Origin of the sequence: Paramixta manurensis (genome assembly GCF_013285385.1) — a bacterium.
Taxonomy (GTDB): Bacteria; Pseudomonadota; Gammaproteobacteria; order Enterobacterales; family Enterobacteriaceae; genus Paramixta; species Paramixta manurensis.
Genome location: NZ_CP054212.1, coordinates 3,799,231 through 3,812,279 on the forward strand (window position 1 = coordinate 3,799,231; position 13,049 = coordinate 3,812,279).

Below are 13,049 nucleotides of genomic sequence, written 5' to 3' on the forward strand. Positions count from 1 at the left end.
AAAATAGTAAGGACAGTATTGATGAGTACACATCAGCAGTTACCAGCAGGCTTCTTATGGGGCGGCGCAGTGGCGGCGCACCAGGTTGAAGGCGGATGGGATCAAGGTGGAAAAGGCGTTAGCATCGCCGATGTGCTTTCCGGCGGCGCCCACGGCGTAGATCGTGTGATGACCGACGGGGTACAACCTGGCTATAGCTACCCTAATCACCAGGCGGTGGAGTTCTACTCACACTACCAACAGGACATTGCGCTGTTTGCCGAAATGGGTTTCAAGTGCTTCCGTACCTCTATCGCCTGGACGCGTATTTTCCCCAACGGAGATGAAGCGGAACCGAATGAAGCAGGCCTGCAATTTTACGATGACCTGTTTGATGAATTGCTGAAGCATAATATTGAGCCGGTCATTACACTGTCTCATTTTGAGATGCCGTATCACCTGGTAAAAGAGTATGGCGGCTGGCTAAACCGCAAGGTGGTGGATTTTTTTGTTCGCTACAGCGAAGTCGTGATGCAGCGCTATCGCCACAAAGTGAAGTATTGGATGACCTTTAACGAGATCAACAATCAACGTAACTGGAAATATCCACTGTTTGGCTACTGCTGCTCAGGCGTGGTGTTTACCGATCAGCCCGAACCTGAACAGGCAATGTATCAGGTTCTGCACCATCAGTTTGTCGCCAGCGCCAAAGTGGTTGCGCTGGGCCATCGCATTAATCCCGCGTTTAAAATTGGTTGCATGATCGCGATGGTGCCGCTGTATCCCTACTCTTGCCATCCTGATGATGTCATGTACGCGCAAGAGGCAATGCGCGAGCGTTATCTGTTTGGCGACGTGCATATACGCGGTTACTACCCGTCATATATTCTCAATGAATGGGCGCGTAAAGGCTATCACATTGCAATGCATGATGACGATGCGCAAACGCTGCGCGATGGGTGCGCCGATTATATCGGCCTCAGTTATTACATGAGTAACGCGGTACAGGCCAACGCGCCGGGTAGCGGTAGCGCGGTTGCCGGGTTCGAAGGCAGCGTGCCCAACCCACATGTGAAAGCATCCGACTGGGGCTGGCAGATAGATCCGGTCGGCCTGCGTTACACCCTTGCCGCGCTGTATGAGCGTTATCAGAAGCCACTGTTTATCGTGGAAAATGGTTTTGGCGCGATTGATAAGCCTAATCAGCACGGGGTAATTGAGGATGATTACCGTATCGCTTATCTGCAGGCGCATATCGAGCAGATGAAAAAAGCGGTGTTTTATGACGGGGTTGAGCTGATGGGCTACACGCCGTGGGGCTGTATTGACTGTGTGTCATTCACCACCGGGCAGTACAGTAAACGTTATGGATTTATCCATGTTGATAAACACGATGACGGCAGTGGTACGCTGGCGCGGAGTAAGAAAAAGAGCTTTGCCTGGTATCAGCAGGTGATCGCCAGCAACGGCGAACAGCTTTAATCACCCGCCGCAGGCAGTTAATTGTCTGCGGCGATGCAATAACCGCCCGATTATCGGCCGCCGGAAACGTCAATAAAGCTGCCGGTGACGTAGGACGCCGCCTCACTGAGTAGCCAGGCGACAGCTTCCGCAATCTCTGCCGGTTGACCGCCACGCTGCATGGGTACCGCCGGAGCTACTCGATCAACGCGCCCCGGCTCACCGCCATCGGCATGCATTTCGGTGTAAATTACGCCTGGCCGTACGCCATTAACCCGGATACCTTGCGTCGCTACTTCCAGCGCCAGCCCTCTGGTTAAGGTATCTACCGCACCTTTGGAGGCCGCATAATCGACATACTCCCCCGGTGAACCCACCCGCGCCGCGACCGAGGAGATGTTGACAATCGCCCCGCCTTTACCGCCATGTTGTAAGGCCATGCGTTTTACCGCCTCGCGGCAGCAAATAAAAGTACCGGTGACATTGGTTGCAAACACTTTATTAATGCGGCTGGCGCTAAGTTCTTCAACCCGTGTTTGCGAAAACAGAATCCCGGCATTATTAACCAACGCGTCCGGCGCACCAAACTCGGCATCAACGCGCTGAAACAGGCTGACAATTTGCGCTTCATCGGCCAGATCGGCTTGTATTGCTATTGCCCGCCCTCCCGCACGCTGAATTTCGTCCACCACGTCCTGAGCGGTTTGCTGGCGTTGATGATAATTCACCACCACCTGGTAACCACGTTGTGCCAGCAGTAAGGCGGTCGCCCGCCCGATTCCCCGGCCTGCGCCGGTAATAATCACCGTTTTCATTTTCTCTCCTGCCAGTAAAAAGGGCCGATAAAATATCGGCCCTTCAATTTATCGCATCAAATTATAGACTACTGATATTCGCTCATCGGCACACAAGAACAGAACAGGTTACGATCGCCGAACACATCGTCGAGACGTTTCACCGTTGGCCAATACTTATTGTCGCTACCCGCCGGGAATACCGCCAGATCGCGGCTATAGGGATGGTTCCATTCCCCGACGATTTCCATCTGAGTATGCGGCGCATTAACCAATGGGTTATCGTCGGCAGGCCACTCACCTTGGGTCACACGATCGATCTCGATCCGGATAGCGAGCATCGCATCAATAAAGCGGTCCAGCTCAATTTTGCTTTCCGACTCGGTCGGCTCCACCATTAACGTTCCGGCAACCGGGAACGACATGGTCGGCGCGTGGAAACCGTAATCGATCAGGCGCTTGGCAATATCCAACTCGCTGATACCGGTCTGCTCTTTTAACGGACGAATATCCAGAATACATTCATGCGCCACACGACCATCGCGCCCGGTATACAGGATTGGATAGGCTGACGCCAGGCGACTGGCGATATAGTTGGCATTAAGGATGGCGACCGAACTGGCCTGTTTCAGCCCTTCGGCGCCCATCATGCGAATATACATCCAACTAATCGGCAGGATCGAGGCGCTACCGAAAGGTGCGGCGGAAACCGCGCCTTGCTGAGTCAGCACACCATTAATCTGCACCACGCTATGACCCGGCACAAACGGCGCCAGATGCGCTTTCACACCAATCGGCCCCATGCCTGGCCCGCCGCCGCCGTGCGGAATGCAGAACGTTTTATGTAAGTTGAGATGCGAAACGTCCGCACCAATGTAACCTGGAGTGGTAATACCCACCTGTGCGTTCATATTGGCACCGTCAAGATACACCTGGCCGCCGAACTGATGCACAATCTGGCACACTTCACGGATAGTCTCTTCATACACGCCGTGGGTGGAGGGATAGGTCACCATAATACAGGAGAGCGCCTCTCCCGCTTGTTCGGCTTTCTGACGCAAATCGTGTAGATCGATATTGCCCTGTTTATCACAGGCCACGACCACCACCGACATACCGGCCATCTGGGCTGAAGCCGGGTTAGTGCCGTGCGCAGAACTGGGGATCAGGCAGATATGGCGCCCGCCCTCATTACGGCTTTCGTGGTAGCGACGAATCGCCAGCAGCCCGGCGTATTCACCCTGAGCGCCGGAGTTCGGCTGCATGCAGAGCGCGTCATAACCGGTAAGCTGCACCAGCCACTGCGATAACTGATCGATCATCTGCAAATAACCCGCCGCCTGATCCGCCGGACAGAACGGATGCAGTTCGGCGAACTCTGGCCAGGTAATCGGGATCATTTCCGCCGCCGCATTCAGCTTCATGGTGCACGACCCCAGCGGAATCATCGCCTGGTTGAGCGCCAAATCCTTTTTCTCCAGGCTGTGCATGTAACGCATCATCTCAGTTTCACTGTGATGACGGTTAAATACCGGATGGCTCAGAATCGGTTCCTCACGCAGTAATGCCGCCGGAATAGAAGCTTCCCCTGCCGCAACATCGGCATCCAGCGCATCAATATCTTGCGCGTGCTCATCGCCCAACAAAATCGCGAACAGTGTGGCAACGTCTTCCCGGCTAGTGGTTTCATCCAGCATAATACCCACCGCGTGGTGGATGTCGTTGCGCAGATTAACGCCAAAGCTATGGGCGCGTGCCAGTACCGCTGCTTTATCATCCACTTCAACGGTGAGGGTATCAAACCAAGTCGCGTGACGTAGCGTTAACCCGCCTTTTTTCAGCCCCGCCGCCAAAATATCGGTTAAACGATGAATACGGCTGGCAATACGTTTTAAGCCAACCGGCCCGTGATAAACCGCATACAGGCTGGCGATATTGGCTAACAGCACCTGTGAGGTACAAATATTGGAGTTAGCTTTTTCGCGACGAATATGTTGCTCACGCGTTTGCATCGCCATACGCAGCGCTGTGTTGCCCGCCGCATCGCGCGATACGCCGATAATACGCCCCGGCATTGAGCGCTTATGCTCATCGCGCGCGGCGAAGAAAGCCGCATGCGGCCCACCGTAGCCCATCGGCACCCCAAAACGTTGCGCCGAACCAAACACAATATCCGCGCCCTGCTTGCCCGGCGCCGTCAGCAGCACCAGCGCCATAAAGTCTGCGGCGACGCTGACCACGATTTTTCGCGCTTTAAGTTGTTCAATTAACGCGCTGTAATCATGCGCTTCGCCAGTGGTACCCACCTGTTGGAGTAGAACACCAAAAATCCCCTCGTGGTCGAGCACCTTATCCGCTTTATCCACCAACACTTCAAAACCGAAGGTTTCCGCGCGGGTGCGTACCACATCCAGGGTTTGTGGATGAACATCATCCGCGACAAAAAATTTGTTGGCATCCTTAAGCTTACTGACGCGTTTAGCCATCGCCATCGCTTCAGCGGCAGCCGTGGCTTCATCTAAGAGCGAAGCGGAGGCAATATCCAACCCGGTTAAATCCAGCGTCACCTGCTGGAAGTTTAACAAAGCTTCCAGACGCCCTTGAGAAACCTCGGGTTGATACGGTGTATAGGCGGTATACCAGCCTGGATTTTCCAGCATATTCCGCAGGATGACCGGCGGGGTAAGCACCGCTGAGTATCCCATCCCGATCCAGGATTTATAACGCTGATTGCGGCTGGCGATCGCTTTTAACTCAGCCAGCGCCTGATGTTCCGTGGCCGCTTCGCCCACCGCCGGTGGACCGGGCAGTTGGATATCAGCGGGCACAATCGAGGCAATAAGGGCAGAAAGGGATTCGGCGCCAATTGCCGCCAGCATCGTTTCTTGCTGCTGCGACGAGGGGCCGATGTGGCGTTCAATAAAAGCGCCGGTATGTTCAAGCTGGCTGAGCGTCTGGGTCATTAGCGTTCTACTCTTTCTACTTCAGGGAACTCGGTTACTCGTCAATCGCGGCTTTGTAGGCATCCGCATCAAGCAGAGAATCCAACTCGGACTCATCGCTGGCTTTGATTTTGAACAGCCAGCCATCGGCGTAAGGCGCACTGTTGACTAACTCTGGTGAGCCATCCAGCGCATCGTTAACCGAGACGATTTCGCCGCTCAGCGGCGCATAAATATCGGAGGCGGCTTTTACCGACTCGGCGACCGCGCAATCATCGCCAACGGCAAAAGTGGCGCCCACTTCTGGCAAGTCGACGAAAACCATATCGCCCAACAATTCTTGCGCATGCTCGGTAATACCGACGGTATAAGTACCATCAGCCTCTTTGCGCACCCATTCATGGCTTTCACGGTACTTCAATTCATTTGGCACATTGCTCATCGCCACACTCTCCTAAAAGAAAAAAGTTACTGAGCGACCGGTTTACCGGCGCGAACAAAAATCGGTTTGGTCACTTTCACCGGCATTTCCCGGTTACGAATCAACACAATGGCCTGATCGCCAATGCCGGCCGACACGCGGGCCAGCGCGATGCTGCACCCCAAAGTGGGGGAAAAGGAGCCGCTAGTGATCACCCCTTCCTGTTGGTTGCCTTCCGCGTCGGTGAAATGAACTGGCAGCGCGTTACGCAGTACGCCTTTTTCCGTCATCAGCAGACCTACCAGTTTTTCGGTGCCCTTCTCGCGCTGCGCTTCCAGCGCTTCGCGACCAATGAATTGCCGGTCGCCGGGTTCCCAACTAATGGTCCAGCCCATATTGGCCGCCAGCGGAGAGACACTCTCATCCATCTCTTGGCCATACAGGTTCATGCCAGCTTCCAGCCGAAGCGTGTCACGCGCGCCGAGACCGGCTGGTTTCACGCCTGCAGCGAGCAGTTGTTGCCATAAGGCAGCCGCCTGCGCCACCGGCAAAGCAATCTCATAACCGGCTTCTCCGGTATAACCGGTAGTGGCAATAAAGAGATCGTCCGCCTGTACGCCAAAGAAAGGTTTCATCCCGCTGACGGCCTGACGTTGCACGTCGCTAAATAGCGTTTGCGCTTTCTGCTGCGCGTTTGGCCCCTGTACCGCAATTAACGCCAAGTCATCGCGTTCGGTTAGCGTGACGCCAAAGGGCTCGGCGTGCTGATTAATCCACGCCAGATCCTTCTCCCGGGTAGCGGAGTTCACCACCAGACGGAACCAATCCTCACGCATAAAGTACACAATCAGATCGTCAATTACGCCTGCCGATGCATTCAGCATTGCGGTGTAGAGCGCCTTGCCAGGCTGGGTCAGTTTGGCGACATCATTCGCCACCAAATAACGCAGAAACTCGCGGGTTCGCGCGCCATGCAGGTCAACAATCGTCATATGAGAAACGTCAAACATACCCGCATCGGTACGAACAGCATGGTGCTCGTCCATTTGCGAACCGTAGTGCAACGGCATCATCCAGCCATGAAAATCGACCATACGCGCGCCGCAGGCCTGGTGCTGTTCAAACAAGGGTGTCTGCTGAGTCATATCATTCCTGTACTGAGAGCAAGTCTGAAGTTAGACGCCTGCCGGAAAAATCGCCTGACGCAAACGTTACCTTTCCCTCGACGTTATCACCGAATGCGGCGATTAACCATAAGCCCTACGAGGGCGAATTTTTATCTGCTATGGAAAAGTGCTCAATAGTGTGCAGAGTTTTCATCTAAAAAACTGCGTTACATAACACATAACCAACAACAAAATGGTAATAACGCAGAGTAATAATAAAGATTGCTACGCCAGCAGATAAAAAATAACTTCTGCTTAAAACGTCATGGATAAGAAAAAGTAATGCGAAACTCCAGGTAAAATTAGAATAATTCAAATGAGGGTCAAAGATGGGGCAGATGCATCAAGATGGGGCAAACGGAGAAAAATGGACCAGAAACCTAACAGAGGGCAACACCGGGGACGATGCAGGCATCGGCCCCGGCTGCGGGGGAGGATCAGTTCAACCTAACGTAACCAGTGCGGCAAATCGTTCAATCCCATTGCCTGCTTCAATAAACGAGGCTTCACGCCTGGCAGATTATCGGCCAGCGTCAGACCAATATCTCGCAGCAATTTTTTCGCCGGGTTCTCACCGGCAAACAGTTGGCGGAAACCCTGCATACCTGCCAGCATCAACGCCGCGCTGTGCTTGCGCTCACGCTCGTAACGGCGCAAATAAAGATGTTGCCCAATATCTTTGCCCTGTTGATGCAGCCGTTTTATCTCGCCGATTAAAGTGGCAGCATCCATAAACCCGAGGTTGACGCCCTGTCCGGCCAGCGGATGGATGGTATGCGCGGCATCGCCGACCAGCGCCAGGCGATGCCCGGCAAACTGACGTGCATACCGCGCCATCAGTGGGAAGGTTTCACGTTCACTTTCTACCCGGCATAAACCGAGACGCATATCGAATGCCACCGACAACTGTTGATTAAACAACGCCTCTGGCATTGAACGCAGCCGGTCAGCTTCTTGTGGCGGTAGCGACCATACGATCGAACTGAGGTGCGGGTCGCTAAGCGGAAGGAATGCCAAAATACCATCGCCGTGAAACACCTGGCGCGCTACCGCGTCATGTGGCTGTTCGGTACGAATATTGGCGACTAAAGCATGGTGTTCGTAATCCCAAAACGTTAAGGGGATATCGGCTTTTTGTCGCAGCCATGAATGCGCGCCATCTGCCGCAATCATCAAACGCGCGCTCATCATATTGCCATCGGCAAGCGTGATAAAAGCTTCGTTCTCGCCAAACGCGACCTGTTGTAACTCGGCTGGCGCGCGAAGCGTTACGTCATCCAACCCGGCGGCGCGTTGCCATAATGCCTGGTGAATCACCTGATTTTCAACGATATGCCCAAGGTGAGTTAGCGCCTGCTGCTCAGCATCAAATGCGATATGCCCAAAACTATCCCGATCCCAGACCTCCATCGCATGGTAACGGCTGGCGCGCCAGGCAAGAATCGATGACCAGGCGTCAAGATGCTGCAGTAAACGTTCGCTGGCAGCGTTAATTGCCGAGACGCGTAAGGCGGGCGCGGCATCCTGCGCAATCGGGCGCGGTTCAGCCTTTTCCAGCACCACCACCCGCAGCCCACTACCATGCAGGCCACACGCCACCGCCAGCCCTACCATCCCGCCGCCGGCGATCGCTACATCAAATGTTTGCATTAACCATCCTCTCTTAACGCTTTACCCAGCCGAGCGTACGCTCAGCCAGCCTGGTACGCAGAATCGGGAGCTTATCCATCGCCATCAATCCTAAATTTCGCCCGACGACTAACGGGGCGTAGTGATTGGCAAACAGGCGCACCAAACCATCGGTCACGCCGATCGTCGCCTGTTGATCGGCCTGCCGACGCTGCGCATAGCGCTGTAACACAGCGAAGCTGCCGCTATCTTGCTGCTGGCGCCAGGCGGCGGCAACCGTCTCCGCCAGGGACATTACATCGCGCAGCCCCAAGTTGAACCCCTGACCGGCAATCGGATGCAAAGTTTGCTGTGCATTCCCTACTAATGCCAGACGGTGAGAAACATGCCGGGTCGCCGTCTGTAGAGATAACGGATAGCTATAACGCTGCCCGACATGGGTAAAACGCCCCAAACGCCAGCCAAACGCCCGCTGTAACTCTGCCAGAAAACGCGCATCGTCCCAGCTATCCACCGTGGCTTTCATTGCCCGCGCATGGCTCCAGACCAACGAACAACGCCCGGCTGACATCGGTAACAACGCCAGCGGCCCGTGCTCAGTAAAACGCTCAAATGCACGGCCCTGATGAGGGATCTGGGTTGACACATTGGCGATCACCGCAATCTGCTGATAATCCTCAACATGCCATTCCATCCCGCAGGAGGCGGCAATCGGTGAGCGCGTTCCGTCCGCCGCTACCAGCAGTTGCGCGGCCATCCGCTCACCATTTTGTAGCGTGACGCTCACCTTCTCCTGCGTACGCTCAACGTTGGCGACCGTAGCCGGACAACGTAGCGTGACGCCCGGCGCTTTTTTCAGCCGTTGATACAACCTCTCACCGACTTCATGCAGTTCAACGACCTGCCCTAAAGCCGGGATACCGTAATCCCCCGCCGCCATCGACACCGCGCCCGCGTGACCACGATCGCTGACGTGGACGTGGACAATTGGCGTTGCGCAATCTCGCAAGTATGGCCACAGATTGATCGCCGCCAGTTGCTGGCAGGTTCCCTGCGCCAGCGCAATCGCGCGCCCATCATAGCCAGGATGATGGCGTGCGCCAGGCTCGCTGGCTTCGATTAAGGTAATTGGCAGGCGCCCCTCACACAGCGCAGAGAGCGCTAAGGCTAAAGTGGCGCCGGTCATCCCGCCGCCTGCAATGATAATGCTCATGCTTGTTTCGCTGCCGCCATAAAGGCTTCAATCGCATCGGCGTCTTTTACCACGCTATCGGTGAGGTTTTCGTTACCGGTTTCGGTAATTAAAATATCGTCCTCAATACGGATACCAATTCCACGATACTCCGGCGGAACATCGGCATCCGGCGCAATATACAGGCCGGGTTCGACGGTTAACACCATACCGGGCTCCAGCGAGCGCCCGCGATCGGCGGTACCGTAATGACCCACATCATGGACATCCAACCCCAGCCAGTGGCTTAGACCATGCATATAAAATTGACGGTGCGCAGACTCGGCAATCAGTTGCTCAACCTCGCCCTGCATAACACCGAGATCGACCAAACCGGTCACCATCACGCGTACAACTTCTTCGTTGACTTCACGGATACTGGTACCCGGACGAAATAAGGACAGCGCTTTATACAATGATGCCAGGACAATATCGTACACCGCGCGTTGCGCCGGGCTAAACCGCCCGTTAACCGGGAAAGTGCGGGTAATATCACCTGCGTAACCATGGAACTCACAGCCCGCATCGATCAACACTAAATCGCCATCGCGCAGTTCGCTCTCATTTTCGGTGTAATGCAGGATGCAGCCATTATCGCCGCCGCCCACAATAGTACTGTAGGAAGGATAGCGCGCACCGTGGCGATTAAACTCATGCAGGATTTCGCCTTCCAACTGGTACTCAAACAGACCGGGACGGCATTTCTCCATGGCTCTGGCGTGCGCCAATGCACTGATCTTCCCGGCACGGCGTAAAATTTCCAACTCTTCCGGCCCTTTAAATAGACGCATCTCATGCACCCACGGCCGCCAATCGGTCAGCGTATTCGGCGCACTGAGCCCTTGCCGGAAACCACCACGCAAGGTTTCCAACGCGCTAAATACGATGCGATCTGCTTCAGAATACAGCCCCTGCGCGTGGTAAACCACGTCCAGCCCGTTGAGCAGCAGATGAAGCTGTGATGCTATATCATCCCATGGTAACGCGCGATCAACACCGAGTTTCTCCGGCGCCGCCTCTTGACCTAAACGGCGACCAAACCAGATTTCGGCGCTTTTATCGCGCACCCGGTTAAACAACACGCTGTGATTATGCGTCTCATCGCTTTTAATCAGCACTAACACCGCTTCCGGTTCATTGAGGCCGGTGAAGTACCAAAAGTCGCTATTCTGACGGTAAGGGTATTCGCTGTCCGCGCTACGGGTAACCTCCGGCGCGGCAAAAAAGAGCGCCGCGCTGGCTGGCGCCATCTGCGCAAGCAGAGCCTGGCGGCGCTGTAAAAAAGTATCCAGAGTAATCATATTATCTCCCTGTCGCGTCGAACGGACGATGCCGCTCCCGGGCGCCGTGGACAAGTTTCCGCTTCGCCTGACTCGCTCACGTTTAATGTAAGGTTGGTTTTTTCACTTCCGGCGCCGTCGGCGTCACGATATGCGTGAACGTGTCGTGACACAGCAACGCGGCGACACGTACATATTCAATGATCTCTTCCAGCGACTGCTCCAGCTCATCCTGGTCTTCATCTTCATCATAGCCGAGCTGCGCGATAGTACGTAGATCATCAATCGCTTCGCCGGTTTCGCCTTTGACTTTATCCAGCTTCGGCTGTGAGACGCCCAACCCCAGTAAGAAGTGGTTAACCCAGCCCGCCAGCGCATCGGCGCGGTCAAACACGGTGATATCGTCATCATCCGGCAGATAAAGCTGAAACAAAAAACCTTCATCTTCCAGGGTATCAAGAATGTGCTGATGCAACGCTTGCAGGGGCTGAGACAACGTTTGTGAAAAAGCCATCCCTTCGTTGGTTAAATCATGCACCAGCGTTTTCCAACTGTGGTCCAGATTGCCTCCACACACGATGCCGCTGATTAAACCGTGCATTTCTGCCGGCGTCATTCCCACGCCTTGCTGCGTAAGAACCGATGCCAGCGCATCATAGCTTGGTTGTGTATTCTGTATTGACATAGCATTCATCGTCGTTGGCGGAATAAGTTCGTGTTATGCTACCACCAGGTGCCTCAATGATTCCAGAAAGGGCTTGTTTCTTCTCTCAGGGGTATATATAGTGGCGCCCCTCCCAAGCCTTTGAGCGCTAAGGGTGAATGCGGGCGCAGTAATCAGTCAGGAAGGTCGTATGTCTGCACAACCAGTAGATATTCAAATTTTTGGCCGTTCGTTGCGAGTGAATTGTCCACCAGAACAGCAAGATGCGCTGAACCTGGCTGCCGAAGACCTCAATCAGCGGTTGCAAGATTTAAAAGTTCGCACTAGAGTCACAAATACTGAGCAACTGGTGTTCATTGCAGCGTTGAACATTTGCCATGAGTTGGCGCAGGAAAAGGGTAAGACCCGAGACTATGCAGCTAACATGGAGCAACGCATTCGCATGTTACAGCAGACCATTGAGCAAGCATTACTTGAGCAAGGTCGCATAACTGAACGTCAGGGTACAAAGTTCGAATAACACTTCATGGTTGGCTGTGATACAGTAACGGTGAAGTCAATTTTCTCTGAGATGTTTGCAAGCGGGCCAGTCCCCTGAGCCGATATTTCAAACCAACAGAATGCGGTGCTCCGTAACCTGTGAGCATGCTCGGTTCGTCCGAGAAGCCTGATGGTTGCGACGGCGCATTCACCTTGAACCAAGGGTTCAAGGGTTACAGCCCGCGGCGGCATCTCGGAGATTCCCCTTTCTTATCGGTTCCTTCTCCCCTTGTGGGGTACTTTTTCCACTCCGTGCGGTTCTCTTATTAACCTGTGGTGTTATCCTAAAGTAAATATTACGCGGGGCTCGCCATGTCACTATCGCTATTGGATCGCCAGGATCTTCGTACCCATGTTCGTCATCTGCGCCGCGAATTGAGCGACAGCCAGCAAGAACTGGCCGCTGATTTAGTCGCCGAACACGCGTTAAATTTTGCGCCAATTGATCAGGCCCGCCATATCGCACTGTTCCTCTCTTTTGATGGTGAGCTAAATACCCGTCCGTTAATTGCCAAACTCTGGCAGCGCCAGAAACAGGTGTACCTCCCGGTACTTCACCCCTTCTCCGCCGGACAATTGCTATTTATTCGCTATACGCCCGATACCGTTTTGTCGCCCAATCGCCTACGTATCCCTGAGCCGCCATTGGATATTCGGCAGCTCATTCCGCTCGATCGTCTGGATGTGATCATGGTTCCGCTGGTCGCTTTTGATGCCCAAGGGCAACGTCTGGGGATGGGAGGCGGCTTTTACGATCGTACATTACAGAATTGGCAGCAGCATGGGTTGTTACCGATCGGGCTGGCGCATGATTGCCAGCAGGTAAACAGGCTGCCAGCAGCCGAGTGGGACGTACCGCTACCGGCGATTCTGACGCCTTCGCGGCTGTGGCAATGGTAACGCGATAATAACGTCCGCCGGAACGACGGACGCCTGAGGACA

General features: G+C 54.4%; 11 protein-coding genes and 1 other RNA gene. 4 read left to right on the top strand and 8 right to left on the bottom strand.

The window, feature by feature from the left end:
- The first annotated feature begins 21 nt into the window (after positions 1–21).
- On the top strand, positions 22–1,461 hold the full coding sequence (locus PMPD1_RS18325; protein ID WP_173635389.1) for a 6-phospho-beta-glucosidase: 1,440 nt from the start codon (positions 22–24) through the stop codon (positions 1,459–1,461).
- Between the two features lie 50 nt (positions 1,462–1,511).
- Here the strand turns inward: PMPD1_RS18325 and PMPD1_RS18330 are convergent, their stop codons facing one another.
- The 8 genes from PMPD1_RS18330 to PMPD1_RS18365 all read right to left on the bottom strand — a co-directional run bounded on the left by PMPD1_RS18330 (position 1,512) and on the right by PMPD1_RS18365 (position 11,588).
- Positions 1,512–2,255, bottom strand: a complete 744-nt coding sequence (locus tag PMPD1_RS18330) for an SDR family oxidoreductase (protein WP_173635390.1) — start codon at positions 2,253–2,255, stop codon at positions 1,512–1,514.
- Positions 2,256–2,323: 68 nt separating this feature from the next.
- The gene (gene gcvP / locus PMPD1_RS18335; RefSeq protein ID WP_173635391.1) at positions 2,324–5,197 is read right to left on the bottom strand and encodes an aminomethyl-transferring glycine dehydrogenase; all 2,874 of its coding nucleotides are present in this window, start codon (positions 5,195–5,197) and stop codon (positions 2,324–2,326) included.
- Between the two features lie 34 nt (positions 5,198–5,231).
- Positions 5,232–5,618 (bottom strand): glycine cleavage system protein GcvH, encoded by a 387-nt coding sequence (gene gcvH / locus PMPD1_RS18340; RefSeq protein WP_173635392.1) that lies wholly within the window; start codon positions 5,616–5,618, stop codon positions 5,232–5,234.
- A 26-nt stretch (positions 5,619–5,644) separates the two neighbouring features.
- Positions 5,645–6,742, bottom strand: coding sequence for a glycine cleavage system aminomethyltransferase GcvT (gene gcvT / locus PMPD1_RS18345; protein ID WP_173635393.1), 1,098 nt, complete (start codon positions 6,740–6,742; stop codon positions 5,645–5,647).
- A gap of 468 nt (positions 6,743–7,210) precedes the next feature.
- Positions 7,211–8,413, bottom strand: coding sequence for an FAD-dependent 2-octaprenylphenol hydroxylase (ubiI, locus tag PMPD1_RS18350; RefSeq protein WP_173635394.1), 1,203 nt, complete (start codon positions 8,411–8,413; stop codon positions 7,211–7,213).
- A gap of 13 nt (positions 8,414–8,426) precedes the next feature.
- The gene (gene ubiH / locus PMPD1_RS18355; RefSeq protein WP_173635395.1) at positions 8,427–9,605 is read right to left on the bottom strand and encodes a 2-octaprenyl-6-methoxyphenyl hydroxylase; all 1,179 of its coding nucleotides are present in this window, start codon (positions 9,603–9,605) and stop codon (positions 8,427–8,429) included.
- On the bottom strand, positions 9,602–10,924 hold the full coding sequence (pepP, locus tag PMPD1_RS18360) for a Xaa-Pro aminopeptidase (protein WP_173635396.1): 1,323 nt from the start codon (positions 10,922–10,924) through the stop codon (positions 9,602–9,604). Before pepP ends, ubiH begins: the two co-directional genes overlap by 4 nt.
- Positions 10,925–11,006: 82 nt before the next feature.
- On the bottom strand, positions 11,007–11,588 hold the full coding sequence (locus PMPD1_RS18365; protein ID WP_173635397.1) for a YecA/YgfB family protein: 582 nt from the start codon (positions 11,586–11,588) through the stop codon (positions 11,007–11,009).
- Between the two features lie 169 nt (positions 11,589–11,757).
- Between PMPD1_RS18365 and zapA the strand changes: the two genes are divergently transcribed.
- From zapA to PMPD1_RS18380, 3 genes are all read left to right on the top strand, one after another.
- Positions 11,758–12,087 carry a cell division protein ZapA gene (zapA, locus tag PMPD1_RS18370; RefSeq protein ID WP_173635398.1) on the top strand — a complete coding sequence of 110 codons (330 nt, stop codon included), beginning with the start codon at positions 11,758–11,760 and terminating at the stop codon, positions 12,085–12,087.
- Positions 12,088–12,127: 40 nt separating this feature from the next.
- A non-coding RNA gene (ssrS, locus tag PMPD1_RS18375) (6S RNA) lies at positions 12,128–12,311 on the top strand.
- A 108-nt stretch (positions 12,312–12,419) separates the two neighbouring features.
- Positions 12,420–13,007, top strand: a complete 588-nt coding sequence (locus PMPD1_RS18380) for a 5-formyltetrahydrofolate cyclo-ligase (protein WP_173635399.1) — start codon at positions 12,420–12,422, stop codon at positions 13,005–13,007.
- Positions 13,008–13,049 lie beyond the last annotated feature (42 nt).

Bases quoted from the DNA above. Each gene is read 5' to 3' on its own strand.
- PMPD1_RS18380 (WP_173635399.1), top strand. From the start codon at position 12,420: ATGTCACTATCGCTATTGGATCGCCAGGATCTTCGTACCCATGTTCGT.
- gcvP (WP_173635391.1), bottom strand. From the start codon at position 5,197: ATGACCCAGACGCTCAGCCAGCTTGAACATACCGGCGCTTTTATTGAA.
- zapA (WP_173635398.1), top strand. From the start codon at position 11,758: ATGTCTGCACAACCAGTAGATATTCAAATTTTTGGCCGTTCGTTGCGA.
- PMPD1_RS18365 (WP_173635397.1), bottom strand. From the start codon at position 11,588: ATGTCAATACAGAATACACAACCAAGCTATGATGCGCTGGCATCGGTT.
- gcvH (WP_173635392.1), bottom strand. From the start codon at position 5,618: ATGAGCAATGTGCCAAATGAATTGAAGTACCGTGAAAGCCATGAATGG.
- PMPD1_RS18330 (WP_173635390.1), bottom strand. From the start codon at position 2,255: ATGAAAACGGTGATTATTACCGGCGCAGGCCGGGGAATCGGGCGGGCG.
- ubiH (WP_173635395.1), bottom strand. From the start codon at position 9,605: ATGAGCATTATCATTGCAGGCGGCGGGATGACCGGCGCCACTTTAGCC.
- PMPD1_RS18325 (WP_173635389.1), top strand. From the start codon at position 22: ATGAGTACACATCAGCAGTTACCAGCAGGCTTCTTATGGGGCGGCGCA.
- gcvT (WP_173635393.1), bottom strand. From the start codon at position 6,742: ATGACTCAGCAGACACCCTTGTTTGAACAGCACCAGGCCTGCGGCGCG.
- pepP (WP_173635396.1), bottom strand. From the start codon at position 10,924: ATGATTACTCTGGATACTTTTTTACAGCGCCGCCAGGCTCTGCTTGCG.
- ubiI (WP_173635394.1), bottom strand. From the start codon at position 8,413: ATGCAAACATTTGATGTAGCGATCGCCGGCGGCGGGATGGTAGGGCTG.